The organism is Terrabacter ginsenosidimutans (genome assembly GCF_039539425.1).
GTDB lineage: Bacteria > Actinomycetota > Actinomycetes > Actinomycetales > Dermatophilaceae > Terrabacter > Terrabacter ginsenosidimutans.
In genome coordinates this window covers 616,967-640,790 of record NZ_BAABDC010000002.1, presented here as the reverse complement: position 1 = coordinate 640,790, position 23,824 = coordinate 616,967, and the positions used below count along the sequence as shown (strand labels likewise).

The following is a 23,824-nucleotide window of genomic DNA, read 5'->3' as shown; positions in this document are numbered from 1 at the left end:
GATGGCCGCGTGACCCACCTCATTCGCGCCGACGAGCTCGCCCACGAGATCGAGGACGTCGTCGTCCTCGACGTCCGTTGGGCCCTGACCACGGCGAACACCGGCGCGGGTCGGGAGGACTACGACGCCGGCCACGTGCCCGGCGCCTTCTTCGTCGACCTGGACACCGAGCTGGCCGCTCCTGCGGGGGACGGCGGGCGCCATCCGCTGCCCACCCCCTCCGTCGTCCAGGCGCTGCTGCGCCGGGCCGGGATCACCGAGGACACCCGCGTCGTCGTCTACGACGGCAAGGAGTCGTATGCCGCCGCGCGGGCCTGGTGGGTGCTGCGCTGGGTGGGCGTGCTCGACGTGCGTGTCCTCGACGGCGGTTATGCCGCGTGGCTGGCCGCCGGGCTGCCGGTCTCGACCGAGGAGCCCGCGGACCGTCACGGCGACGTCGACGTGCGCCCGGGGCGGCTGCCGACGCTCGACGCCGACGGTGCCGCGGCACTGGCGCGCGACGGTCTGCTCCTCGACGCACGGGCGCCCGAGCGCTACGCCGGTGAGACCGAGCCCATCGACCCCGTGGCCGGTCACGTGCCGGGCGCGGTCAACAGCCCGACCTCGGCCTGGGTCACGGGCGACGGCACGTTCCGGCGCGACCTCGCCGAGCACTGGGCGCGAGTCACCGACGGCCTCGACCTCGGAAACGGGCAGGTCGGTGTCTACTGCGGCTCGGGCGTCACCGCAGCCCACGAGATGCTCGCGCTGGCCGAGCTCGGAGTCGACACGGTGCTCTACCCCGGGTCGTGGAGCGAGTGGATCCGCGACCCTGCGCGGCCCGTCGCGACCGGGCCCGAACCGGGCTGACGCGCTCGGGCCCTGCTCCGCTTTCCGGAGCAAGTTCCGAGTCCCCGGGGGATCTGTTCCGGAGCGGGCCTATCGGAAGTTGCTCCGCTTTCCGGAGCAAGATCCGAGTCCCCGGGGGATCTGTTCCGGAGCGGGCCTATCGGAAGTTGCTCCGCTTTCCGGAGCAAGTTCCGACGCCCTGGCCTCCCTAGGGCCCACCCGGATGCACGTATGCCGCCCGCCCGAGGTGGGCGGACGGCATACGTCGGTGGTGCGGGTGGCCGACTCAGCAGCCGACGAGGCGCTGGGCGAGGTAGCCCTCGACCTGGTCGAGAGCGATGCGCTCCTGCGCCATGCTGTCGCGCTCGCGGATCGTCACGGCGTGGTCCTCGAGCGTGTCGAAGTCGACGGTGATGCAGAACGGCGTGCCGATCTCGTCGTGGCGGCGGTAGCGCTTGCCGATCGCGCCCGCGTCGTCGAAGTCGATGTTCCAGTGACGACGCAGCTGCGCGGCGAGGTCGCGGGCCTTGGGCGACAGGTCGGCGTTTCGCGAGAGCGGCAGCACCGCGGCCTTGACCGGCGCGAGACGCGGGTCCAGGCGCAGCACGACGCGCTTGTCGACGCCGCCCTTGGTGTTGGGCGCCTCGTCCTCGTGGTAGGCGTCGACGAGGAACGTCATGAGCGACCGCGACAGTCCGGCCGCCGGCTCGATGACGTAGGGGGTGTACTTCTCACCGCTCTGCTGGTCGAAGTAGTGCAGGTCGGTGCCCGAGTGCTTCGAGTGCGTCGACAGGTCGAAGTCGGTGCGGTTGGCGATGCCCTCAAGCTCGCCCCACTCGGAACCGGCGAAGTTGAAGCGGTACTCGATGTCGACGGTGCGCTTCGAGTAGTGCGAGAGCTTCTCCGGAGCGTGCTCGTAGTGACGCAGGTTGTCGGGGTCGATGCCGAGGTCGACGTACCAGCGGGTGCGCTCCTCGAGCCAGTACTGGAGCCACTCCTCGTCCTCGCCGGGCTTGACGAAGAACTCCATCTCCATCTGCTCGAACTCGCGCGTGCGGAAGATGAAGTTGCCGGGCGTGATCTCGTTGCGGAAGCTCTTGCCGGTCTGGGCGATGCCGAACGGCGGCTTCTTGCGCGAGGCCTGCATGACGTTGTTGAAGTTGACGAAGATGCCCTGGGCCGTCTCGGGGCGCAGGTAGTGCAGGCCCGACTCGTCCTCGATGACGCCGAGGAAGGTCTTGAGCATCATGTTGAACTCGCGCGGCTCGGTCCACTGACCCTTGGTGCCGCAGTCGGGACAGACGATGTCGGACATCGGGATCGAGTCGGGGTCCTCGATGCCCTTCTTCTCCGCGAGCGCCTCCTGGAGGTGGTCCTGGCGGCGACGGCGGTGGCAGCTGAGGCACTCGACGAGGGGGTCGCTGAAGGTGCCGACGTGGCCCGAGGCGACCCACGTCTCGCGCGGGAGGATGATCGAGGAGTCGAGGCCCACGACGTCGTCGCGGCTCGTGACCATGGCCTTCCACCACTGCCGGCGGACGTTCTCCTTGAGCTCCACGCCGAGAGGGCCGTAGTCCCACGCAGACCTGGTGCCTCCGTAGATGTCACCGCTCGGGAAGACGAAGCCCCTGCGCTTGCAGAGGCTGACGACGGTGTCCACGATGGATGTCTGCTTGGCCATGCGGGACAGGTTATCGGGCCGGGGCCGGTGCTCTGCGACGCGTCCGGGGTATGCCGTCGCGTCCCCTAGGCTCGTGGCGTGGCCCTGAGCTTCCGTTCCCGTCTCGAGCACGCCTCCGTCCCGTGGGTGGAGCGGCTCAACGCCGTGCCGCGGCCCGCGGCGCTCGGCGTCCTCGTCGTCCTGCTCGCCGTCGGCGTCTTCGCTCCACGCCCGTGGGGCGGCATCGCCTTCCTGGTCGTCGCCGCCTTCGTCGGATGGATGCTGTTCCTGACGTGGCAGCGCCTCACGATGCCGGAGCGCCTCATGCGGACGGCGGTGCTCGTGCTCGCCGTGGCCGTCGCCGTGGTGCGGATCGTCCCCGGCGGCTGAGCGTCCTCGCGCGCTGGTCGAGAACGGTTTTGACAATCATTCTCATTTAGCGAGAGGATGGCGGCATGCCAGCCGCCCCCTCCCGCCGAGCCGTCACTGCCCTCGTCACCGCGACGGCGCTGGCCCTGGCGACCGCTGCGTGCGGCAGCGGCTCGACCCTCTCCTCTGCCGAGGGCTCGGTCATCACCTCGTTCTACCCCCTCCAGTTCGCGACGCAGCAGATCACGGGCGGGGCGCTCCCGGTCACCGTCCTCACCAAGCCCGGCGCCGAGCCCCATGACCTCGAGCTGGCCCCCCAGGACATCGCCGGCATGACCAGGGCGAAGCTCGTCGTCTACGCCGACGGCTTCCAGCCGGCCGTCGACGACGCCATGGCCGAGGTCCAGCCGGCCTCCGTGCTCGACGTCGCAGATGCCGCGCAGCTGACCCTGACGGCGGCCGAGGAGGAGGGGCACGCGGACGAGAGCACGGCCGAGCACGAGGCCCACGACCACGGCAGCGCCGACCCCCACTTCTGGCTCGACCCCCAGCGCTACGCGGCCGTCGCCAAGGTCATCGGCGCCAGACTGGCCGCGGACGACCCGGCCCACGCCGCGGCATACGAGAAGAACACCGCAGCCTTCGTCGCGAGGCTCACGACGCTCGACGGCGAGCTGAGGACCGGCCTCGCATCGTGCCGCTCGAAGGTCCTGGTCACGAGCCACGCGGCCTTCGGCTACCTCGCGCAGCGCTACGGCCTCGAGCAGCACGGCATCACCGGCATCTCCCCCGACGCCGAGCCGAGCGCCGCGGGACTCCAGCAGATCTCCGACCTCGTGCGAAAGGAAGGCATCACGACGATCTTCCAGGAGACCCTCGTCGAGCCGCACCTCGCCGAGACGGTCGCCGGCTCGACGGGAGCGACGGTCGCGACGCTGGACCCGGTCGAGGGGATCACGAGCGCCTCCGCCGGCACGGACTACTTTGAGGTCATGCGCAGCAACCTCTCCGCGCTCCAGAAGGGACTGGGCTGCTCGTGACCACCGACGTCTCACGCACCGCAGGCGCACCACCCTCCTCTGACGAGGTCGTCATCGACCTGCACCGTGCGGCCTTCGGCTACGGCGAGCGCGCCGTCCTCACCGACGCGACCCTGACCATCCACCGGGGCGAGATCGTGGCCGTCGTCGGTCCGAACGGCTCCGGCAAGTCGACCCTGATGAAGGGCATCCTCGGGCTCAACGAGCAGGTCGCAGGCAGCGTGACGCTCTTCGGCGTGCCGAGCCAGGACCTGCACGAGCGCGCACGCCTCGGCTACGTCCCCCAGCGCCACACCCTGTCGGCCTCGGTCCGGGCGACGGCCGAGGAGATCGTCGCGACCGGGCGACTCCCCCGCATCAACTGGCTCGGGCGGCTGCGGGCCACCGACCGGCAGATCGTCGCGCGCTCCCTCGAGGTCGTCGGGCTCGCCGACCGGGCAGCCACCGAGGTGAGCACCCTCTCCGGCGGCCAGCAGCGACGCGTCCTCATCGCGCGCGCCCTCGCGGGCCAGCCCGACGTGCTCATCATGGACGAGCCCACCGCGGGCGTCGACGCCGCGAGCCAGCACGTGCTCGCCGACGTCCTCGAGCGCCTCGTCGAGCGCGACGTCACCATGCTCATCGTCACCCACGAGCTCGGCGCCCTCGAGCGGCTGCTCACCCGGATCGTCGTCGTCGACGGCGGCCACATCCGCTTCGACGGCACCCCGGCGGCATACGTCGCCCAACGCGACGCCGTGCACCACGACCACGACAGCCACCACCACGACCTCGAGCTGGGCCCTCGTCCCTCGCTCGCCCAGGGTCCGCTCGACACCACGCGGGACGACAGGAGCCGACCGTGATCGAGCTGCTCTCCGTGGACTTCATGCAGCGGGCCCTCATCGCCGCGCTGCTCGTCGGCACCGTCGCGCCGATGGTCGGCATCTTCCTCGTCCAGCGGCGGCTGTCACTCATCGGGGACGGGATGGGGCACGTCGCCCTGGCCGGGGTCGCCATCGGTCTCGTCTCCGGGACCGCCCCGGTGCTCACGGCCCTCGTGGCAGCGGTCATCGCGGCCGTCGTCATCGAGCTGCTCCGGGCCAAGGGCCGCACCAACGGCGACGTCGCCCTCGCCGTCATCTTCTACGGCGGCATCGCCGGAGGCGTCGTCATCATCAGCAAGTCGCCCGACGGCACCCCCGCCAACCTCATGAAGTACCTCTTCGGCTCGATCCTGACGACCCAGCGCGGTGACCTCTACGTCTTCGCCGGGCTCGCGCTCGTCATCGCCGTCACGACGTGGGCGCTGCGCCCGCGTCTGTTCGCCGTCGCCAACGACGAGGAGTACGCCCGGGCGGTAGGCATCCCGGTGCTGCCCCTCAACATCGTGCTCGCGGTCCTCACCGCGACGACGGTCGTCGTGGCGATGCGGGTCGTCGGCCTGCTGCTCATCAGCGCCCTCATGATCGTGCCCAACGCCGCCGGCCAGCTCGTGGCGCGCTCGTTCAGTGGCGGTCTGCGGTGGGCCATCGGCTTCGGCCTCGTGTCGTCGGTGGGCGGCGTCGCCCTGTCCTACCCGCTCAACACGCCCTCGGGCGGCACCATCGTGCTGCTGGCCGTCGGGCTCTTCGTCGTGACGGCAGTGGTCACCGGCGTCCTGGCCCGCGCCGGCAGCCGGAGCCACGACGTCGCCGAGACCCACGCCCACGAGCACGGCGCCCAGTGCGGACACCCCGCGGTGACCCACGGCGACCACGTCGACTACGTCCACGACGGGCACCTGCACGCCGCCCACGAGGGCCACTACGACGAGCACGGCGTGCACCACGACGAGGACGCGCACTCTCCCGGCCACGACCACGCCGGAGAGGCCGACAGCACCCCTGCCCCGACGACGGGAACGAGACCATGACGAGCGCCGCCAACTCCCCCGCAGGCTCCCCTGCGAGCTCCCCTTCGAGCTCCCGCAAGCCGACACGCCAGCAGGTCGCCGTCGCCGAGCTGCTCGAACGTTCCGACGACTTCACCTCCGCGCAGACGGTGCACGCGCGGCTGCGCGAGGCGGGAGCCGCCGTCGGGCTGGCCACCGTCTACCGCACGCTCCAGTCGATGGTCGACGCCGGCACCGTCGACGTGCTGCGTACCGACGACGGCGAAGCCGTCTATCGGGCCTGCTCGACCCACCATCACCACCACCTCGTGTGCCGTGCCTGCGGGCGCACCGTCGAGGTCGAGGGGCCGGCGGTCGAGAAGTGGGCTGACAAGGTGGCGAGCGAGCACGGTTACACTTGGGTCACGCACACCCTCGAGATCTTCGGCACCTGCGCCGACTGCGCGTCGCCGCAGGGACCGGTCCGGTAGGTCCTGTTCTGCCATCTTGCCGTCGGTCCCGGCTCGGGTCGACCCTGTTCTGAGGGCCGCTCCCGGCGGTGACGGACCGCGCGCGGCAGGACCGAAAGGCTGGCCAGACGATGCTCGGTACCACCAGACGTGCACGGTCATGGGTTCTCCTCGTCGGAGCGCTGACGATCGCCCTCGGGGTCGCACCCGCGCAGGCGGCCCACCAGCCGGAGCAGATCATCCTCCCGGGAGCCCGTTCGGCGGAGGGCATCGCAGCCGGCACCGGCACGACGTTCTACGCCGGCGAGCTGTTCACGGGCAACATCTTCAGGGGCGACGTGCGGACCGGCACCGCGTCGACGTTCGTCACCGCCCCTGCGGGCCGGATGGCCCTCGGGCTGCGGGTCGACGTGCCACACCGGCTGCTCTTCGTCGCCGGTGGCTTCACCGGTCAGGCCTACGCCTACGACCTGACAACCGGCGCCACGAGGGCGGTCGTCCAGCTGACGAGCGAGGACTCGATCATCAACGACGTCGCCGTCACGTCCGACGGGGCATGGTTCACCGACTCGTTGGCGGCCAGGCTCTACTTCGTGCCGGTGAGCGCGACGGGGGTCATCGGCCAGGTTCGGACCCTTGCGCTGCACGGCCCGGCTGCCGTCGTGCTCCCGGGCTTCAACAACAACGGCATCCAGGCGACCGCCGACGGCAGGACGCTCGTCGTCGCACACACCAACTCGGCGGTGCTCAACACCGTCGACCCGACCACCGGTGACAGCGCGACGATCGCCGGGGTCAGCGTGCCGAACGTCGACGGGATCCTGCTGGAGGGACGCACCGCCTACGTCGTGCAGAACTTCTCGAACGCGGTCACCGAGTTCCAGCTCGCCGGCGACCTCTCCTCGGGCCGGCTCCTCAAGACGGTCACCAGCCGCGGCTTCGAGGTGCCGACCACGGTCGCGCGCTTCGGGGACCGCCTGGCCGTCGTCAACGCCAAGTTCGACACCGGGTTCCCACCCACCGCGACCCAGTTCGAGGTCAACGTCGTCGACCGCTGACGCCCGACGGGTTCGACCGGGTCCACGGCGGTCGTGCGCCGGGGGGCGCCCTGATCCCGCGGTGCGTCAGCCCGTGGTCGGGGTGTCGACCGCGCCGCCGTAGCGGCGGTCGCGGGCGACGTACTCCTCGATCGCCGCCCACAGGTCACGCCGGTCGTAGTCGGGCCACAGCTGGTTCTGGAAGACCATCTCCGCATAGGCGGACTGCCAGAGCAGGAAGTTGCTCGTGCGCTGCTCGCCCGAGGACCGCACGAAGAGGTCGACGTCTGGCATCGTCGGCTCATCGAGGTAGCGCTTGATCGTCTTCTCGTCGACTGACCCCGGGCGCAGCCGACCGTCCTTGACGTCGTGGGCGATTCGCTGCACCGCGTCGGCGATCTCGGCACGACCGCCGTAGTTGACGCAGAAGTAGAGAGTCAGGCCCGTGTTGTGCTGGGTCAGCTCCTGCGCGATCTCCAGCTCCTTGATGACCGACCGCCACAGGCGGGGCGCGCGGCCGACCCAGCGCATGCGCACACCCCACTCGTGCAGCTGGTCCCGGCGCCGGCGGATGACGTCGCGGTTGAAGCCCATGAGGAAGCGGACCTCGTCGGGCGACCGTCGCCAGTTCTCCGTGGAGAACGCGTAGGCCGACAGGTGCGTCACCCCGACGTCGATGGCACCCGCGACGACGTCGAGCAGGGAAGCCTCGCCCGCCTCGTGGCCCTTGGTACGCGGCAGCCCACGCGCGTTGGCCCAACGACCGTTGCCGTCCATGACGATCGCGACGTGCTTCGGCAGCAGGTCGGCCGGGATCACGGGCGGCGTCGCACCGGACGGGTGCGGGAAGGGCTTGGCGTACATGGGTCTCCGGTCGGTCGGGATCGGGTTCGCTTACGGCTCAGGCTGGTTGGGTCGGATCAAGCACGATCGACGAGACGCAGCGACCGCAGCCCTCGCTCGATGTGCCACTGGAGGAAGGCGGAGACGAGGCCGTTGCCCTGGCGCCGGTGCCGGACGTCGCTCGCGTCGGCGACGTCCCAGTCACCGGTGAGCAGGGACGCGAGCAGCTCGAACGTCTCGGGCGCAGGCGCGCTCGAGCCGGGCGGACGGCAGCCGGAACACACCGCGCCACCGGCCTGGACGTTGAACGCCCGATGGGGCCCGGGGGCCCCGCACCTCGCGCAGTCGACGAAGCTGGGCGCCCAGCCGGCGATCGCAAGCGACCGCAGCAGGTAGGCGTCGAGGACGAGCCCCGGGTCATGGGCGTGTTCCGCGAGGGAGCGCAGCGCGCCGCCGAGCAGGAGGTACTGCTGCGTCTGCGGCTCGTGCTCCTCCGTCAGCTGCAGCGCCGTCTCGAGCATCGAGGTCGCGCAGGTGTAGGCGGTGTAGTCGCGGGCGATGGCGTCGCCGTAGGGCGCGAGCGTCTCGACCTGGGTCACCGTGTCGAGGTTGCGACCCTCGTAGCACTGGACGTCGATGATCATCCCCGGCTCGAGGCGCGAGCCGAACCGGGACTTGGTGCGCCGCACCCCCTTGGCGACGGCGCGGACCCGACCCCGCGTGCGCGTCAGCATCGTGATGATGCGGTCGGCCTCGCCCAGCTTGTGGGTTCGCAGGACGATCGCCTCGTCACGGTAGAGGGGCATGGGTCCCATTCTCCCCCTCCGCGGAGCGCGCGCCGCACCGCACGCGCCGGGCGCACGCCGACGCCGGAAACTCCGCCCCACGGACTCGAACACCCGTTCGACTCCATGGGCTATCGTGGGCACATGGACCTCTCTCTCCAGGGTTCGCTCCTCGACCTGACCGACGCGATGACGCTGCGCGACGTCGGCACGGGCAAGACCCGCCACCAGCTGGCTCACGGCGCGTGGGTCGACGTCCGGCCGGGCTGGCTCGCGGCCGGCGACGAGCTCTTCACGGCCCTGCTGCGCGACGTGCCGTGGCACGCCGAGCGCCGCCAGATGTACGACTCCGTCGTCGACGTCCCGCGGCTCACGAAGTTCTACGCCGCCGGGGAGGCCCTCCCCCATCCGATGCTCGTCGAGGCGCGTGAGGCGCTGAGCCGCCACTACGCCCGCGAGCTCGGCGAGCCGTTCGTCACGGCGGGGCTCTGCCTCTACCGCGACGGGCGTGACAGCGTCGCGTGGCACGGCGACCGCGTCGGACGGTCGCGCGACAGCGACACGATGATCGCGATCCTCTCGCTCGGGTCACCGCGCACGCTGGCGTTGCGCCCCCGCGACGGCGGACCCATCCCCGGGTCGACCACAAAGAGCTTGCGCTATCCGCTCGGTCATGGTGACCTCGTCGTGATGGGCGGTTCGTGCCAGCGGACGTGGGACCATGCGGTTCCCAAGACGTCCGAGCCGATGGGTCCGCGCATCTCCGTGCAGTTCCGTGTAGCCGGCGTCCGCTGACAGGAGAGTTCCGTATGCCGTCCAGCCGCTCAGGTGGCCCCCTGCCCTTCCTCGACCACCTCGCGGCCGACTCGGCGCGCTTCCGCACGGTGCTCGCGAACGCGCCCGTAGACGCTCGGGTGCCGTCCTGCCCCGACTGGGACGCCGACGACCTGCTGTGGCACCTCGCCGGGGTGCAGTGGTTCTGGGGCGAGATCGCAGAGCGGCGGCTCACCGACCCGGACGAGCTGGAAGCGATGGACGCCGAGCGGGACGAGCGACCGTCGGACCGCGACGGCCTGCTCGCCTTCTTCGACCGCTCGAGCGAGCGGCTCCACCGCGTGCTGGGCGAGCTTCCCCCGGAGACACCGCTGTGGATGTGGTCCGACGACAAGACGGCCGGCTACATCCGGCGTCGCCAGGCCCACGAGGCGCTGATCCACCGCCTCGACGCCGAGCTCACGACCGGTGAGCGCACGCCCCTCGACTGTCGGCTCGCCGCCGACGGCATCGACGAGGCGCTCCGGATCATGCGCGGCCACGAGCCCGACCCGGACCTGACGCACGTCCCGGTCTCGGCGCCCGTCACCATCGCGACCGTCGACGCCATGCACTCCTGGACAGTGACCCCGGTGCGCATCACCGGCACCTGGAACGGCCGGGAGATCGACGTCCAGCGCTTCCTCGTCAGCGACGGCCCGGACCCCGCGGCGACCGCCGAGATCAGCGGGTCCGCCGCCGACATCGACTGCTGGCTGTGGAACCGCCCGACCGAGGGGGAGATCATCCGCGACGGTGACCAGGAGGCCCTGGCGTCTGTCGACGCGGTGCTGTCCGACTCCATCGACTGACCTGCGCCCGGCGGCGCCGGCGCCACCGCGGCTGTCAGGTCGCGCGACGGCCCAGCCGGGGCAGTGAGGCGTGGACCATCGCCGCCAGGACGACGACGAGCGGGACGAAGGCGAACAGGTAGCGGGAGCGGCCCTGCAGCACCAGGGTGAAGGCCGCGATGCCGAGCACCGAGGCCGCGACGAGCAGCGTCTCACGACGATAGGGCGTGCGCAGCAGCCCGAGGCCCGCCACGAGGAGCACGGCCAGCCACACCGCCTGCGTCAGGTCGGCGCGCAGCTGGTAGGCCGAGCCATGGAAACCGTTGAGGTCATGGACGATCCCCGTGACCCCCGTCGCAGGCGCGAGGGTGCCTGGCAGCGAGTCCGGCCCCTCGCCCCAGGCCCAGAACATCCCGTCCCCCCAGTTCCACGCGGCCTTGTTGCCGTAGAACGCAAGGGTCCCCCCGAGACCGCGCTGCGCCCAGCGGTCCCCGAGGACGTCGGCCGCGTAGGCGCGCATCTCGTCCGGGGTGCGGCCGGTGACGGCATCGACCATCTCGCGCGAGTAGGCACCGTAGTTGACCACCCCGTCGGCCCCGTGCTGCTCGTCGGCGCCCAGCGCCACCCACCACAGCAGCGGCGGCGAGACCGACGTGTCGATGCGGGCGGGGTCGACGCCGGCGACCGACGTCGCGGCGGCCGACAGCCCTGTCCCGAGGGCGACGAAGGCGAGGGCGGAGGCGGCGCAGGCTGCGATCACACCGGCGCGCCGCTCGGGGGCGAGGTCATGGTCGAAGATCGCGACAACGGCCGTCAGCACGGCCGCGATGGCGATGACGACCGGTGTCGTCTTGATGGCGTACGCCACCGACACCGACACGACCGCCAGCACCCAGAGGACGACGCGGCCGGTGCGGGCCCGGGGAGTCATCGCCCTGACCGCGAGCGCCACTCCCCCGACGACGAAGGGCATCGCATAGAAGTCGGTGTAGGGCACGGCCAGCCAGGGACTCGTCCCGACGAGAACGAGGGTCAGGAGCTGCGCCACGACGGCGGGGCCACGACCCGCGACGCGGACGACGAGGAGGTGGACGGCATACACCGTCACGGCGACGCAGATGCCGTTGAGCGGGATGAGGACCGCGTCAGGGGCCAGCGAGAACGCCTGTGCGACAGCGGCGCCCATGCGGTCGATGGCGAGCAGCGGAAGGTTGTTGGGATAGAGCGACAGGTAGTCGTAGTCGGCCGCCCCCAGCGGTCTGCCCGCTTGCAGCGCGCGGGCCATGTCCATGACGACGCGCGCGTCCCAGCCGTAGTGGTAGCGCTGCATGAGTCCGACGAGGGTGGCCACGACCCCGCCCACGACCGACACCACGACCGGCAGCCAGCGGTTCTTGGACCATCGCGGCAGGCGCACTGCCGCAGCGACCAGGACGAGGCCGACCGCGACGGGCACGACCACCTGCCAGCGGTAGCCGAGGTTGACCGGTCGGGGCGCGACCAGGCCGACGACGGCGACTGCGAAGAGCGAGACCCCGGCCAGTCGAAGTAGCACTCGACCGACCGGGGACTCCATGGCGCCAGACGCTACCCCACCGTGGTGGGCGTCAGATCAGACGTCCGTTCAGGCCTTCGGGATGCTGTCGCGCTCGGCTCGGTTGACGGCGGAGACGATGGCCTTGATCGACGCCGTGACGATCGACGGGTCGACACCGACACCCCAGAGGACCCGGTCGCCCACGGCGCACTCGACGTATGCCGCGGCGCGCGCGTCGCCACCGGCGGACAGGGCGTGCTCGGCGTAGTCCAGCACGCGGACGTCCGGGGTGCCCTTGACGGTCGAGAGGGCGTCCACGAACGCCGCGATGGGACCGTTGCCGGTGCCGGTGAGGGTCAGCGACTCCTCACCGTCGCGCACCGTCGCCTCGATGGTGCTCGCTCCGTCGACGGTCGAGTCGGTGACGACGTTGACGAGCTCGAACCGGCCCCACGCACGAGTCGGGTCCGGGAGGTACTCGTCCTGGAACCGCGACCACAGCTCGGCCGGAGCGACCTCGCCGCCGTCCTGGTCGACACCGCGCTGGACGACACCGGAGAACTCGATCTGCAGCCGGCGCGGCAGGTCCATCTGGTGCTCGGTCTTCATGATGTAGGCGACGCCACCCTTGCCGGACTGGCTGTTGACGCGTACGACCGCCTCGTAGGACCGGCCGAGGTCGTGCGGGTCGATGGGCAGGTAGGGCACGCCCCAGACGAGGTCGTCGATGCTCGTGCCCTTCTCCTTGGCCTCCGACGCCATCGCCTCGAAGCCCTTCTTGATGGCGTCCTGGTGCGAGCCGGAGAAGGCGGTGAAGACCAGGTCGCCGCCGTAGGGGTGGCGCTCACCCACAGGCAGCTGGTTGCAGTACTCGACGGTGCGGCGTACCTCGTCGATGTCGCTGAAGTCGATCTGCGGGTCGATGCCCTGACTGAAGAGGTTCATCCCCAGCGTGACGAGGCAGACGTTGCCGGTGCGCTCCCCGTTGCCGAAGAGGCACCCCTCGATGCGGTCGGCGCCGGCGAGGTAGCCGAGCTCGGCCGCGGCTACCCCGGTGCCGCGGTCGTTGTGCGGGTGCAGGCTGACGACGATGGACTCACGGCGCTCGAGGTGGCGGATCATCCACTCGATCGAGTCGGCGTAGACGTTGGGCGTCGCCATCTCGACCGTGGCCGGGAGGTTGACGATGATCTTGTGGTCGGGCGTCGGGTCGATGACGTCGACGACGGCGTTGCAGATCCGCATGGCGAAGTCGAGCTCGGTACCGGTGTAGGACTCGGGCGAGTACTCGTAGTAGATCGTCGTGTCGGGGATCGTCTCCTCGAGCTTCCTGCACAGTCGCGCCGCCTGGACGGCGATGTCGATGATGCCGTCCTGGTCGAGGCCGAAGACGACCTTGCGCTGCAGCGCCGACGTCGAGTTGTAGAAGTGCACGATGGCCTGCTTCGAGCCGCGGATCGCGTCGTAGGTGCGCTCGATGAGGTGGTCACGGCACTGCGTCAGCACCTGGATCGTCACGTCGTCGGGGATGTGGCCCCCCTCGATGAGCTCGCGGCAGAAGTCGTAGTCGGTCTGGCTCGCAGACGGGAACCCGACCTCGATCTCCTTGTAGCCCATCTTCACGAGCAGCTGGAACATCCGCAGCTTGCGCTCGGAGTTCATCGGGTCGATGAGCGCCTGGTTGCCGTCGCGCAGGTCGACGGCGCACCAACGCGGGGCCTGCTCGATGCGCTTCGTCGGCCACGTGCGGTCGGGCAGCTCGAACGGGATCTGCTCGTGGAACGGGACGTACTTCTGGAACGGCATTCCCGACGTCTGCTGGGGGTGGATCATCGCTGCACTCTCTTCGTCTGCGTCTCTCTCGGTGTCCGGCCGGACACGGGAAACTCCGCGACGAGGAGGGCCGGGATCAGGCCTCGTCGCGGCAGAGAAGAAGGAGGCTCACCGCTGGCACGACTTCACCGTATGCCGGTCGATCCGGTCCCGTCCACCCCTCGGGACCGCTGCCCGCATCCTGAGACCCCTCCCGGTCATGGGAGCGGTATGCCGGCCGGCCCGATGCCCGCGATGGTGCCGCGGGTGCCCGGCGGGTCGGTCACGTGGTCGGAGCAGGGTCGGGCGCGTCGGACGGCGACGGAACCGACTCCCCCTGATCGTCCTCGCGGGCGTCGGCGATCAGCTCCTCGGGCCGCGGGGGCACCGTCTGGTCCTCCTCGAGGACCTCGAGCTCGTGGTCGTGCGCTGTCTCCGACATGTCCGCCTCCTGGTTTGGAGTGTAGGACCGGACGGCGTCCGCGTCAGGTGCGCTGGCAGACCATCAGCGCGTTGCCGTCCGGGTCCTCTAACTGGACGAAGAACACGCTGCCGATGTCCTCGACCGCCGAGGTGATCGTGACGCCGAGACCTCGCAGGTGGGCGACGGTGGCTGCCATGTCGTCGGTCCAGAGGAAGAACCGAGGCGGCCCCGACGCGTCGAACTCCCGACGGTTCGCGTCGAGCGCGAGCCGGGTCTCCCCCTCGGTGGGGATGTCGTAGATGGTGTCCTCGTGGGAGGCCACGCCCGGCTCGAGACCGAGCAGGTCGGCATACCAGCGGATCGCCGCTGCCATGTCACGGACGGGGATGAAGACCTGGCCGACGCGGCGCTGGATCGGGCTGCTCACGGCGGCAGGCTAGACCATCCACGCGACGGTCCGCATGGTGACCGCTGGCGACTGCATCGCGAGATGAGCGGGGCATTCGTCCGAACTGTCCCAGGACCTGTGCACGCTTTCACCGATTGTGTTCCATGCGTTTTCGCGTTCATGGGATCGGGGTGGGGTGCGGCGGGACGCTTGACGATGGCCCCGGAATCGCCGGGGCACTGAGGAGGAAGGACCATAAGAGACTCATCTCATGGATAGCCGCCCTGGTGGCGGCCCTCGCGGTGACTTCCGCGCCCGCGGCGACCTGGGCAGTGCCCCATGTGGCGCGAGCAGTCACCACTGTCCCGCAGCTGCTGACCGCCGGACTGCAGGACCCCATCGGGAGTACCGTCGGCCCGGACGGTGCGCTCTACGTCCCTGAGGGCGCCATCGGGCGCATCAGCCGGATCGACCCGGCAACGGGCGCGCGGACCACCTTTGCGAGTGGCCTGCCGCCGAAGATCATCCCTGTGGGCGGCGTCATGGACGTCGCGTTCCTCGGCGGCACCGCCTACGCACTGGTCACCCTGGTGGGCCCGGAGTTCGGCGGAAGCGCGGTAGACGGCGTCTACCGCATCGACGGCCCGAGCACCTTCACCGTCATCGCTGACCTCGGGACGTGGTCCCGCCAGCACCCACCGACGACAACGTTCTTCATCCCGACAGGGGTGCAGTTCGCGATGCTGCCCTACCGCGGCGCGTTCCTCGTCACCGACGGTCACCACAACCGCGTCCTTCGGGTGACGCTCGGTGGAGACATCACCCAGGTCCAGACCTACGAGGACGTCGTGCCGACCGGTATGACGTCACGAGGTGGACAGGTCTACCTCACGCTCGCAGGGCCGGTGCCTCACCTGCCGGAGAACGGCCGCGTCGTGACGTTCGGGGCGAGCTTCACACCCGCCACCGACGTGGCGTCCGGTGCGCGACTCGCGGTGGACGTGAAGTTCGGGCCTGCGTCCACGCTCTACGTCCTGAGCCAGGGATACTTCGTGCCGGGTCACCCCGAGGGGTCACCCGCCGAACCCGACAGTGGGGCGCTGTTCCGATTCGCCGCTGGCGGCTCGATGACGTCCATCGCGTCCGGGCTGGACCGACCCGTGTCGTTCCAGATCATCGGGCGCACCGCATACGTCGTGACTCTCGGCGGTGAGGTCTGGAGCCTGCGCCTCTGAGCGGCGCGGCCGGTGCGGCCGGTGCGGTCGGTTTGCCGACGACCGCACCGGTCGATCCGACGGGCACCTGCACATGACGCCACACGCGGCGGCCTAGAAGCCGAGGCGCTGGAGCTGCTTGGGGTCGCGCTGCCAGTCCTTGGCCACCTTGACGTGCAGGTCGAGGTAGATCTTCTGGCCGAGCAGCGCCTCGATGGCCTTGCGGGCGTTGGTGCCGACCTCGCGCAGCCGGGACCCGCCGCGCCCGATGACGATCGCCTTCTGGCTGGGACGCTCGACGAAGACGTTGACGCGCACGTCGAGCAACGGCTTGTCCTCGGGTCGCCCTTCGCGCGGCACCATCTCCTCGACGACGACGGCCAGCGAGTGTGGCAGCTCGTCGCGCACGCCCTCGAGGGCGGCCTCGCGGACGAGCTCCGCGATCATGATCATCTCGGGCTCGTCGGTGAGCACTCCGTCGGGGTAGAGCTGCGGCGACCGCGGCAGGAAGGAGGCGAGGACGTCGCGGACCTCCTCCACCTGGCTGCCCGACACGGCCGAGCACGGGATGATCGCGTCCCACTCCCCCAGCTGGTCGATGGCCATGAGGTGCTCGGCGAGCCGCTCACGGTCGACGGCGTCGGCCTTGGTGGCGATGGCCACGACCGGCCGACGGCGCACGGAGCGCAGCTCGGTCAGCTCGTTGGCGATGAACGTGTCGCCCGGCCCGATGCGCTGGTCGGCCGGCAGGCAGAAGCCGATGACGTCGACCTCGAGCAGCGTCTCGCGCACGAGGTCGTTGAGCCGCTGCCCGAGCAGCGTCCGCGGCTTGTGCAGGCCCGGGGTGTCGACGAGGATCACCTGCGCCGTGGGCGTCGTGGCGACCCCTCGGATGGTGTGTCGCGTCGTCTGCGGCTTCGAGCTCGTGATCGCGACCTTCTGGCCGACGAGCGCGTTCGTCAAGGTCGACTTGCCGGCGTTGGGCCGGCCCACGAGGCACGCGAAACCCGCCCGGTAGTCGTCGGGTCGCCCACCGGGGGCCATGCCGTCGCCCTGCGTGGGGTCAGCGTCCTGAGTGGCCATGGGCGTCCTCCGTCTCGGTGTGCGCGGCGTCGTCCTCCGGCACCGGTGCGCGGTGCACGATGACCGACGCCACGCGGTGGCGGCGTCCGGCCATGCGTTCGGCCGTCAGCTCCAGACCAGCGACCGTACCGGAAGAGCCCACGATGGGAACGCGCCCGATGACCTTGGTGAGCAGACCACCGACGGTGTCGACGTCCTCCTCGTCGATGGTGACGTCGAAGAGCTCGGCGAGGTCGTCGATGTCCATCGAGGCCGGGACGCGGAGGGTGCCGTCCTCGAGCTGCTCGACGCCCGGTGCCTCACGGTCGTGCTCGTCGGCGATCTCGCCGACGATCTCCTCGATGATGTCCTCGATGGTGATGAGGCCGGCCGTGCCGCCGTACTCGTCGACGACGATCGCGAAGTGGTTCTGGTCGCGCTGCATCTCGCGCAGCAGGTCGTCGACCGGCTTGCTCTCCGGCACGAAGTGCATGGGCCGCATCACCTCGGTGGCGAGGTGGCGCCCGTCCTCCGGCGCGGCGTTGAGTCGGCGCGCGACGTCCTTGAAGTAGAGCAGGCCGCGGACGTCGTCACTGTCCTCGCCGACGACCGGGATGCGGGAGAAGCCGGAGCGCAGGAAGAGCGACATCGCGCTGCGCAGCGTCTTGTCGGCGTCGAGCACGACCATGTCGGTGCGCGGCACCATGACGGCACGGGCCAGGGTGTCACCGAGCTCGAAGACGGAGTGGATCATCTCCCGCTCGTCGGCCTCGATGACGTCGGAGTCGCCGGCCATGTCGACGAGGTCGCGCAGCTCGGACTCGGTCTGGAAGGGCCCGTCGGTGTAGCCCTTGCCCGGGGTCACCGCGTTGCCGAGCACGACGAGCAGCTTGGCCACCGGTCCGAGCACGCGCCGCAGACCGACCGCGAACGGGGCGCTCCACAGCGCGACCGTGTCGTAGTTCTGCCGCCCCAGCGTTCGTGGCGAGACGCCGACGACGACGAACGACACGACGGCCATGATGGCGATGCTGATGAGGGCGCGGCTCCACGTCGATTCGACCCGGCCGGCGACGGCGAGGGTGACGAGCACGGCCGCCGTGGCCTCGGCCACGACGCGCAGGAACGCGATGACGGAGAGGTAGGCCGGCGAGTCACCGACCACCGTCATGAGGGACTTGGCGCCGGAGCGTCCCTCCTCGAAGAGCTCCTGCGCTCGCACGCGCGACATGCGGAAGATCGCGGCCTCGGCGGCCGAGAGCAGGAACGCCACGACGATGCTGACGAGCGCCGGGAGGGCGAACTGCGGGAACATCTCGGTCTCTCGTCCGCGCTCAGGCGCTGGGTCGGTTGCGCGTGGCGAGGAACGTGAGCAGCAGCTGGCGTTGCAGCTCGAACATCTCGCGTTCCTCGTCGGGCTCGGCGTGGTCGTAGCCGAGCAGGTGCAGGATGCCGTGCGTCGTGAGCAGCAGCATCTCCTCGATCGGGGCGTGGCCGGCCTCGACCGCCTGCTTCGCCGCGACGGAGGGGCAGAGCACGATGTCCCCGAGGGTGCCCTCCTCGGGCTCCTGACCCTCACGGCCGGGCCGCAGCTCGTCCATCGGGAAGCTCATGACGTCGGTGGGCCCGGGCAGGTCCATCCACTGCACGTGGAGCACCTCCATCGCGTCCTCGTCGACGAGCTTGATGCAGAGGTCCGCCTGCGGGTGCACCCGCATCTGCTCCATGACGTACTGGGCGCAGGCGAGCAGCTCGAGCTCGTCGACGTCGGCGTCGGTCTCGTTGAGGACGTCGATGCTCATGCCGGGTCCTCCTGTGCCACAGGCGAGTCCACCGACGGCGTATGCCGTGTGGCCGGCCTGGTCGGGCGGCCCCGGCCGGCGCCGGTCACGTCCTGGGCCGCGTGCACGGCGCGCTTCTGGGCTCGGTGGTCGTCACGTTCGTAGGCGTCGACGATCGCGCTGACCAGCCGGTGGCGGACGACGTCGTGCGAGGTCAGCTCCGCGAAGTGGATGTCCTCGACGTCGCCGAGGATGTCGCGCACGATCTTCAGGCCCGACCGCGTGCCGCCGGGGAGGTCGACCTGGGTGATGTCACCGGTCACGACCATCTTGGAGCCGAAGCCGAGGCGGGTCAGGAACATCTTCATCTGCTCGCTCGAGGTGTTCTGGGCCTCGTCGAGGATGATGAAGGCGTCGTTGAGCGACCGGCCGCGCATGTAGGCCAGGGGCGCGACCTCGATCGTGCCGGACGCCATCAGCTTGGGGATCGTCTCGGGCGAGACCATGTCGTGCAGGGCGTCGTAGAGCGGCCTCAGGTAGGGGTCGATCTTGTCGTTGAGCGTGCCGGGCAGGAAGCCCAGGCGCTCGCCCGCCTCCACGGCCGGACGCGTCAGGATGATCCGGTTGACCTGCTTGGCCTGCAGCGCGGCGACGGCCTTGGCCATCGCCAGGTAGGTCTTGCCGGTGCCGGCGGGTCCGATGCCGAAGACGATCGTGTGCTGGTCGATGGCGTCGACGTAGCGCTTCTGGTTGAGCGTCTTGGGCCGGATGGTGCGCCCGCGGCTGCTGACGATGTTCATCGTCAGCACGTCGGCGGGGCGCTCGAGGGTCTGGCTGCGCAGCATCGAGATCGAGCGCTCGACGGCGTCGCGGTTGAGCGGCTGCCCCGTCTCGACGATGACGAGCAGCTCGTCCAGCAGCGAGTCGATGATCTCCAGCTCGCCCGCGGGTCCGGCGAAGGTCATCTCGTTGCCGCGAACGTGGGTGTCGACGAGCGGGAACTGCCGCTCCATGGTGCGCAGCAGCTCGTCGCGCGGACCGAGCAGGGTGACCATCTCGATCGGCGGCGGGATCTGCCGGGTCAGCACGGGGGCGTTGTGGCCGCTCTCGGCGCCTGCGGCGGGCGTGGCGCCGTCAGGACTCTCGGTCTCGGATGGTCGAGGTTGCGCGTCATTCATCGTGGTCACGAGTCTACGTGGCGCGGCCCGAGCTCCTCACCACGAATTCGGCGAGGTCCCGGCTCTGCCGGAGTCGCGACGGCTCGTGGACGTACATCATGTGACCGGCCTCGTAGTAGGCGTGCTCGATGTTCGCGAGACGGTCGGCGGGCAGCTGCAGGTGCGCCACGACGTCCTCAGCGGCGAAGTGCGGCGTCGCCCCGTCGTAGTAGCCGTAGGCGATGTGCACCTTCAGGTGCGGGTTCTGGCGCATGGCGCGCTCGAGCTTCGGCGACACGTCGACCGGCCGTCCCTCGAAGTCCTTGAACGACCACGGGTGCACGAGACGCGAGATCTGCTCATAGTGCAGGTCGCTGCCGTAGCCGAGCTCGTCACGGACGTAGTGGTTCCAGGCGGCCGCATAGGGACCGGTGATGGCGTCGTGGTACGGGTCGGCGTCCATGTTCTCGGCGATGGCGGCCGCCGCCGGACCCGTGAACCGGGCGTCGAGCCGGCCCACCGAGAGGCGCTCGTCCCTGAGCAGCTCGGTGAAGTAGCGCCAGTGCTCGATGCGCAGGTCGGCACGGTCGACGTAGTCCTCGGTCAGCCCGGAGAGCCGAGCCAGCGTGGCGACGGCCCCGGCCCGCTCTGCAGCCGTCAGCCGGTTGCCCCTCGAGAGCACCCACGGGTAGTCGCGCGCGGCATACTCCTGCGCCTCGTCGAGGACGCTCCGCAGCGAGCGCCGGCCGTGCTTGCCGTGGAAGTGGGCCACGGCGGCATACGTCGGCAGGTAGAGGGCGTGGGCGCGGTCGTTGCGCTGGTTCTCGAAGTCCACCGAGCTGAGGTCGAGGACGCTGCTGATGAGGACGAGCCCGTTGAGGTACATGCCGTAGCGGGACTGCAGGTGCTCGGCGAGCGCCGCCCCGCGCAGCGTGCCGTAGGACTCGCCGGCGACGAACTTCGGGGACATCCAGCGCCCGTTGCGCGAGGTCCACAGTCGGATGAGCTCCGCAACGGACTCGATGTCCTTCTGGTAGCCGTGGTAGTCCCCCGGCTTGCCGCCCTCGACGGCTCGCGAGTAGCCCGTCGACATGGGGTCGATGAAGACGAGGTCGCTGACGGCGAGGAGGGACTCGGGGTTGTCGACGAGGTCGTACGGAGGCGGCTCGAGCGCCCCCACGTCACCGCTCACGACGCGGCGCGGGCCGAGCAGGCCGAGGTGCAGCCAGACGCTGGAGCTGCCCGGACCGCCGTTGAAGGCGAAGGTGACCGGGCGGCTGCGAGCATCGGCGTCGTCGAGGACGTAGCTCGTCATGGACAGCTCGGCGCGCGCCTTGTGCCCACCGAAGGTGCCCTCCTTGTGCTCCTCCTCCCGCAGGACGACGCGTCCGGTCGTCGCGGTGTAGCGCAGCCGGCGACGACCGACCTTGAGCGTGTGCTGGGTGGTGACGAGGTCGTCGACCGGGTCTGCGGGCTTGGCCACCGCGCCGTCCGCCTTGGCCATGACGTCGCCGGGCTCCGTCGTCACGGAGGGCTTCTCGGCGGCCTTGCCGGCGGCCGTCGCGCTCTCGTCGCTCACAACATCCTCCCCTCGGAGAAGGCGGCCCCGGCGATGAGGTGCACATGGGCGTGGAAGATCGTCTGCCCGGCGTCGCTGCCGGTGTTGACGATCATCCGGTGGGCGTCGGCCACACCCTCCTGCTCGGCCACGCGGGACGCGAGACGGAAGACGTCGGCGAGGTCCTCGGCCGAGACGGCCGCCAGCGCACCGACGGTCGGTTCGTGGCGCCGGGGCACGACGAGCACGTGGATCGGCGCGGCGGGGCTGATGTCGCGGAAGGCGATCGACCGCTCGCTCTCGGCGACCCGGTCGGACGGGATCTCACCGGCGACGATCTTGCAGAAGAGGCAGTCACTGGGGGTCTGCGAGGTCATGGGTGCACCCTAGGCAGGTCACGGTCCGCGCGCACCCGTGGGACGCGGCGCGGCGGTGCTCGAGCGCACGACGAGCTGCGTGGGCACGAGCGTGGTGCCGGTCGTCGGTCCCGTGCCGCGAGCGGGTCGCCGTGGGCCTGTGTCGGTCCCGCCCCGTCAGATCCGTCCGGATCATCCCGTCCGTCGTGTCAACCGCGCGTCGGCCGTGCCCGTCATCTGTCCGTGAGAACGTTGGGTATGCCGGCGGGCCAGCTCAGAGACCCCGAGTCGTCCGAGCTGCCGACCGACGCCGACGTCGCCATCACCGAGCTCTACGGAGCGCACTGGCACCGGCTCGTCCGCCTGGCGTGGCTCCTCCTGCGAGACCAGCTCGCCGCCGAGGACGTCGTGCAGGACGCCTTCGTGGCGACCCACCGCAGCTGGGCCTCGATCCGGGACGGCGGTCGGGTCGTCGGCTACCTCCAGACCGCCGTGGTCAACGGGTGCAGGTCCGTGCAGCGCCATGCTGTGGTCGTCGACCGGCAGAACGCCCGAGACGCGGCTGCGGCCGACGCACCCGGCCGGGGCAGCCATGGCAGTGCCGAGACCCAGGCGGTCCGCAGCGCCGAGCGCGACGCCGTTCTGGACGCCCTGCGAGCGCTGCCGTCGCGCCAGCGCGAGGTGCTGGTCCTGCGCTACTACTCCGACCTTTCCGAGGCCCAGATCGCCCATGCCCTCGACATCTCCCCCGGCGCCGTCAAGACGCACGCCCACCGGGGCCTGACGGCTCTGCGCCGCACCATCGAACCCCTGGAGCAGTCATGAACACGGACCCGACACGACCCGGCGAGGAGCCGACCGTCATCGGTGCCGGGCTGGCGCCCGTGGAGGACCGCCTGCGTCGGGCCCTCGACGACGAGGCCCGCTCCATCTACCCCGGCGACCGCCTCGGCGCGATCCTCGCGGACGCGCACTCCGCCACCGGCTCCGCCGGGTTCTCGGACTCGGCCGGGAGCCGCCAGCACCGCTGGGTCCTGCCGGCAGCGGCGGCAGCAGCGGCGGTCCTGGTGGCCGGCACCGTCTGGGCGGTCAACCGTCCGCCGGGGCAGACGCCACCGGTCGCCGCCACGTCGACCGCCGTCGGGACCCCCAGCCCTCTCGGCTCCTCCTCGACACCCTCGAACGGTCCCACCAGCGTGCCGACCCAGACCGCCGCCCGGCCCTCGACGCCCTCGGCCTCCCCGCCCGCGACGACGGTCAGGCCTCCGGCGACGACCACGGCGAGCGTGCCCGTCTACTACCTCGGTCCCGTGGCGACCGGGAGCGGCCAGCAGCGCCTGTTCCGTGAGTTCGTGCCGTCACAGGTTCCCGTCCCCGCGGTCCCGGTCGGCACCGCGTTGACGGCCCTGCGGCTGGCCATGGGTCCGGCGCCGGCCGGCACGCGCTACCACTCCGCCTGGACCGGGGTCTCGCCCGAGTCGGTGACCCGGGGCGACCGCATCATCACGGTGCGCCTCTCGTCGGGCACGCGGGACACCTCGCCGCTCGCGACCGAGCAGCTCGTGTGGACGGTGCAGGCCGCGCTCGGCGCAGCGCTTCCTGTCCGGTTCGAGCTCGCCGACGGCGGGACCGCGGTCTCGCCGGGGCACCCGGTCTCGGGGACGTACGACCGGCCCACCGACCCCATTGCGGTCCTCGACCAGGTGGCGCCCATCTGGGTCGACGAGCCCGCCCGGGGCTCGGTCGTCCGGACCGGCAGGCCGCTCGCCGTCAAGGGCGTCGCCAGCACCTTCGAGGCCAACGTCGAGTGGGAGCTGCTCCGCGCCGGCCGCCGTGTCGACAGCGGCTTCACGACCGCCTCCGGGGCAGCCCCGGCCCGCGGCACCTACCGCTTCACGACGACGAAGCCGCTCGCGTCCGGCGCCTACGTGCTGCGCGTCTTCGAGAGCAGCGCCAAGGACGGCTCGACGAGCGCCGAGCAGGTCGTCACGCTGACCGCCCGCTGACCCCTCCCCTGCTTCGGGGTGGTCGCACAGCCACGAGGCCG

General features: G+C 70.7%; 25 protein-coding genes. 12 read left to right on the top strand and 13 right to left on the bottom strand.

Annotated elements, in window-relative coordinates; all coding sequences use genetic code 11:
* Window positions 1-9: 9 nt before the first annotated feature.
* On the top strand, window positions 10-849 hold the full coding sequence (locus tag ABD831_RS08950; RefSeq protein ID WP_344944617.1) for a sulfurtransferase: 840 nt from the start codon (window positions 10-12) through the stop codon (window positions 847-849).
* 265 nt (window positions 850-1,114) lie between these two features.
* On the opposite strand, the gene ABD831_RS08945 is transcribed toward ABD831_RS08950, so the two are convergent.
* Entirely contained in the window at window positions 1,115-2,509 is a 1,395-nt protein-coding gene (locus ABD831_RS08945; protein ID WP_344944614.1) for a glycine--tRNA ligase, read from the bottom strand.
* A 78-nt stretch (window positions 2,510-2,587) separates the two neighbouring features.
* Between ABD831_RS08945 and ABD831_RS08940 the strand changes: the two genes are divergently transcribed.
* From ABD831_RS08940 to ABD831_RS08915, 6 genes are all read left to right on the top strand, one after another.
* Entirely contained in the window at window positions 2,588-2,878 is a 291-nt protein-coding gene (locus tag ABD831_RS08940) for a DUF6703 family protein (RefSeq protein WP_344944611.1), read from the top strand.
* Between the two features lie 65 nt (window positions 2,879-2,943).
* Complete coding sequence (locus ABD831_RS08935; protein ID WP_344944607.1) at window positions 2,944-3,897, top strand: metal ABC transporter substrate-binding protein; 954 nt, start codon at window positions 2,944-2,946, stop codon at window positions 3,895-3,897.
* A complete protein-coding gene (locus tag ABD831_RS08930) occupies window positions 3,894-4,742 on the top strand; it encodes a metal ABC transporter ATP-binding protein (RefSeq protein WP_344944603.1) in 849 nt (282 codons plus the stop codon). Before ABD831_RS08935 ends, ABD831_RS08930 begins: the two co-directional genes overlap by 4 nt.
* Window positions 4,739-5,791, top strand: a complete 1,053-nt coding sequence (locus ABD831_RS08925) for a metal ABC transporter permease (protein WP_344944599.1) — start codon at window positions 4,739-4,741, stop codon at window positions 5,789-5,791. Before ABD831_RS08930 ends, ABD831_RS08925 begins: the two co-directional genes overlap by 4 nt.
* Entirely contained in the window at window positions 5,788-6,240 is a 453-nt protein-coding gene (locus tag ABD831_RS08920) for a Fur family transcriptional regulator (protein ID WP_344944597.1), read from the top strand. The genes ABD831_RS08925 and ABD831_RS08920 overlap by 4 nt, the downstream gene beginning before the upstream one ends.
* 110 nt (window positions 6,241-6,350) lie before the next feature.
* A complete protein-coding gene (locus tag ABD831_RS08915) occupies window positions 6,351-7,277 on the top strand; it encodes an SMP-30/gluconolactonase/LRE family protein (RefSeq protein WP_344944595.1) in 927 nt (308 codons plus the stop codon).
* Window positions 7,278-7,343: 66 nt separating this feature from the next.
* On the opposite strand, the gene ABD831_RS08910 is transcribed toward ABD831_RS08915, so the two are convergent.
* A complete protein-coding gene (locus ABD831_RS08910) occupies window positions 7,344-8,120 on the bottom strand; it encodes an isoprenyl transferase (protein WP_344944592.1) in 777 nt (258 codons plus the stop codon).
* A 56-nt stretch (window positions 8,121-8,176) separates the two neighbouring features.
* Window positions 8,177-8,905, bottom strand: coding sequence for a DNA repair protein RecO (gene recO / locus ABD831_RS08905; RefSeq protein WP_344944589.1), 729 nt, complete (start codon window positions 8,903-8,905; stop codon window positions 8,177-8,179).
* A gap of 123 nt (window positions 8,906-9,028) precedes the next feature.
* Here recO and ABD831_RS08900 point away from each other — a divergent pair, with 123 nt between their 5' ends.
* Both ABD831_RS08900 and ABD831_RS08895 read left to right on the top strand, forming a co-directional pair.
* Window positions 9,029-9,679 (top strand): alpha-ketoglutarate-dependent dioxygenase AlkB, encoded by a 651-nt coding sequence (locus tag ABD831_RS08900; RefSeq protein WP_344944586.1) that lies wholly within the window; start codon window positions 9,029-9,031, stop codon window positions 9,677-9,679.
* A gap of 14 nt (window positions 9,680-9,693) precedes the next feature.
* Window positions 9,694-10,509: a maleylpyruvate isomerase family mycothiol-dependent enzyme gene (locus ABD831_RS08895; protein WP_344944583.1), complete on the top strand. Its 816-nt coding sequence runs from the start codon at window positions 9,694-9,696 to the stop codon at window positions 10,507-10,509.
* A 34-nt stretch (window positions 10,510-10,543) separates the two neighbouring features.
* Here ABD831_RS08895 and ABD831_RS08890 read toward each other — a convergent pair whose 3' ends face one another.
* From ABD831_RS08890 to ABD831_RS08875, 4 genes are all read right to left on the bottom strand, one after another.
* Complete coding sequence (locus ABD831_RS08890; RefSeq protein ID WP_344944580.1) at window positions 10,544-12,064, bottom strand: glycosyltransferase family protein; 1,521 nt, start codon at window positions 12,062-12,064, stop codon at window positions 10,544-10,546.
* Between the two features lie 48 nt (window positions 12,065-12,112).
* Window positions 12,113-13,858: a 2-isopropylmalate synthase gene (gene leuA / locus ABD831_RS08885; RefSeq protein WP_344944577.1), complete on the bottom strand. Its 1,746-nt coding sequence runs from the start codon at window positions 13,856-13,858 to the stop codon at window positions 12,113-12,115.
* Between the two features lie 262 nt (window positions 13,859-14,120).
* Complete coding sequence (locus ABD831_RS08880) at window positions 14,121-14,279, bottom strand: hypothetical protein (protein WP_344944574.1); 159 nt, start codon at window positions 14,277-14,279, stop codon at window positions 14,121-14,123.
* 43 nt (window positions 14,280-14,322) lie between these two features.
* Entirely contained in the window at window positions 14,323-14,688 is a 366-nt protein-coding gene (locus ABD831_RS08875) for a VOC family protein (protein ID WP_344944571.1), read from the bottom strand.
* A gap of 302 nt (window positions 14,689-14,990) precedes the next feature.
* On the opposite strand from ABD831_RS08875, the gene ABD831_RS08870 reads away from it, so the two are divergent.
* On the top strand, window positions 14,991-15,884 hold the full coding sequence (locus tag ABD831_RS08870) for a ScyD/ScyE family protein (RefSeq protein WP_344944568.1): 894 nt from the start codon (window positions 14,991-14,993) through the stop codon (window positions 15,882-15,884).
* 93 nt (window positions 15,885-15,977) lie between these two features.
* On the opposite strand, the gene era is transcribed toward ABD831_RS08870, so the two are convergent.
* Genes era through ABD831_RS08840 form a run of 6 tightly spaced genes read right to left on the bottom strand, consistent with a single transcriptional unit; the run spans window position 15,978 to window position 21,798 of the window.
* Window positions 15,978-16,907, bottom strand: coding sequence for a GTPase Era (gene era, locus ABD831_RS08865; RefSeq protein WP_142178501.1), 930 nt, complete (start codon window positions 16,905-16,907; stop codon window positions 15,978-15,980).
* 19 nt (window positions 16,908-16,926) lie between these two features.
* Window positions 16,927-18,240 carry a hemolysin family protein gene (locus tag ABD831_RS08860; protein WP_344944565.1) on the bottom strand — a complete coding sequence of 438 codons (1,314 nt, stop codon included), beginning with the start codon at window positions 18,238-18,240 and terminating at the stop codon, window positions 16,927-16,929.
* Window positions 18,241-18,259: 19 nt separating this feature from the next.
* Window positions 18,260-18,727 carry an rRNA maturation RNase YbeY gene (ybeY, locus tag ABD831_RS08855; RefSeq protein WP_142177517.1) on the bottom strand — a complete coding sequence of 156 codons (468 nt, stop codon included), beginning with the start codon at window positions 18,725-18,727 and terminating at the stop codon, window positions 18,260-18,262.
* Complete coding sequence (locus ABD831_RS08850) at window positions 18,724-19,884, bottom strand: PhoH family protein (RefSeq protein WP_425582799.1); 1,161 nt, start codon at window positions 19,882-19,884, stop codon at window positions 18,724-18,726. Before ABD831_RS08850 ends, ybeY begins: the two co-directional genes overlap by 4 nt.
* 13 nt (window positions 19,885-19,897) lie before the next feature.
* Window positions 19,898-21,442, bottom strand: coding sequence for a S10 family peptidase (locus ABD831_RS08845; protein ID WP_344944561.1), 1,545 nt, complete (start codon window positions 21,440-21,442; stop codon window positions 19,898-19,900).
* Window positions 21,439-21,798: a histidine triad nucleotide-binding protein gene (locus tag ABD831_RS08840; RefSeq protein WP_344944558.1), complete on the bottom strand. Its 360-nt coding sequence runs from the start codon at window positions 21,796-21,798 to the stop codon at window positions 21,439-21,441. The genes ABD831_RS08845 and ABD831_RS08840 overlap by 4 nt, the downstream gene beginning before the upstream one ends.
* Window positions 21,799-22,035: 237 nt before the next feature.
* Here ABD831_RS08840 and ABD831_RS08835 point away from each other — a divergent pair, with 237 nt between their 5' ends.
* Window positions 22,036-22,602: a SigE family RNA polymerase sigma factor gene (locus ABD831_RS08835; RefSeq protein ID WP_344944555.1), complete on the top strand. Its 567-nt coding sequence runs from the start codon at window positions 22,036-22,038 to the stop codon at window positions 22,600-22,602.
* Window positions 22,599-23,783 carry a Gmad2 immunoglobulin-like domain-containing protein gene (locus ABD831_RS08830; RefSeq protein WP_344944552.1) on the top strand — a complete coding sequence of 395 codons (1,185 nt, stop codon included), beginning with the start codon at window positions 22,599-22,601 and terminating at the stop codon, window positions 23,781-23,783. Before ABD831_RS08835 ends, ABD831_RS08830 begins: the two co-directional genes overlap by 4 nt.
* The last annotated feature ends 41 nt before the right edge of the window (window positions 23,784-23,824 follow it).

What these genes read in the sequence shown, in the direction of transcription:
- ABD831_RS08945 (WP_344944614.1), bottom strand. Translation starts at nt 2,509, where the DNA reads ATGGCCAAGCAGACATCCATCGTGGACACCGTCGTCAGCCTCTGCAAG.
- ABD831_RS08935 (WP_344944607.1), top strand. Translation starts at nt 2,944, where the DNA reads ATGCCAGCCGCCCCCTCCCGCCGAGCCGTCACTGCCCTCGTCACCGCG.
- ABD831_RS08920 (WP_344944597.1), top strand. Translation starts at nt 5,788, where the DNA reads ATGACGAGCGCCGCCAACTCCCCCGCAGGCTCCCCTGCGAGCTCCCCT.
- ABD831_RS08915 (WP_344944595.1), top strand. Translation starts at nt 6,351, where the DNA reads ATGCTCGGTACCACCAGACGTGCACGGTCATGGGTTCTCCTCGTCGGA.
- ABD831_RS08910 (WP_344944592.1), bottom strand. Translation starts at nt 8,120, where the DNA reads ATGTACGCCAAGCCCTTCCCGCACCCGTCCGGTGCGACGCCGCCCGTG.
- recO (WP_344944589.1), bottom strand. Translation starts at nt 8,905, where the DNA reads ATGCCCCTCTACCGTGACGAGGCGATCGTCCTGCGAACCCACAAGCTG.
- ABD831_RS08900 (WP_344944586.1), top strand. Translation starts at nt 9,029, where the DNA reads ATGGACCTCTCTCTCCAGGGTTCGCTCCTCGACCTGACCGACGCGATG.
- ABD831_RS08895 (WP_344944583.1), top strand. Translation starts at nt 9,694, where the DNA reads ATGCCGTCCAGCCGCTCAGGTGGCCCCCTGCCCTTCCTCGACCACCTC.
- ABD831_RS08890 (WP_344944580.1), bottom strand. Translation starts at nt 12,064, where the DNA reads ATGGAGTCCCCGGTCGGTCGAGTGCTACTTCGACTGGCCGGGGTCTCG.
- leuA (WP_344944577.1), bottom strand. Translation starts at nt 13,858, where the DNA reads ATGATCCACCCCCAGCAGACGTCGGGAATGCCGTTCCAGAAGTACGTC.
- ABD831_RS08880 (WP_344944574.1), bottom strand. Translation starts at nt 14,279, where the DNA reads ATGTCGGAGACAGCGCACGACCACGAGCTCGAGGTCCTCGAGGAGGAC.
- era (WP_142178501.1), bottom strand. Translation starts at nt 16,907, where the DNA reads ATGGCCCCCGGTGGGCGACCCGACGACTACCGGGCGGGTTTCGCGTGC.
- ABD831_RS08860 (WP_344944565.1), bottom strand. Translation starts at nt 18,240, where the DNA reads ATGTTCCCGCAGTTCGCCCTCCCGGCGCTCGTCAGCATCGTCGTGGCG.
- ybeY (WP_142177517.1), bottom strand. Translation starts at nt 18,727, where the DNA reads ATGAGCATCGACGTCCTCAACGAGACCGACGCCGACGTCGACGAGCTC.
- ABD831_RS08850 (WP_425582799.1), bottom strand. Translation starts at nt 19,884, where the DNA reads ATGAATGACGCGCAACCTCGACCATCCGAGACCGAGAGTCCTGACGGC.
- ABD831_RS08840 (WP_344944558.1), bottom strand. Translation starts at nt 21,798, where the DNA reads ATGACCTCGCAGACCCCCAGTGACTGCCTCTTCTGCAAGATCGTCGCC.
- ABD831_RS08835 (WP_344944555.1), top strand. Translation starts at nt 22,036, where the DNA reads ATGCCGGCGGGCCAGCTCAGAGACCCCGAGTCGTCCGAGCTGCCGACC.
- ABD831_RS08830 (WP_344944552.1), top strand. Translation starts at nt 22,599, where the DNA reads ATGAACACGGACCCGACACGACCCGGCGAGGAGCCGACCGTCATCGGT.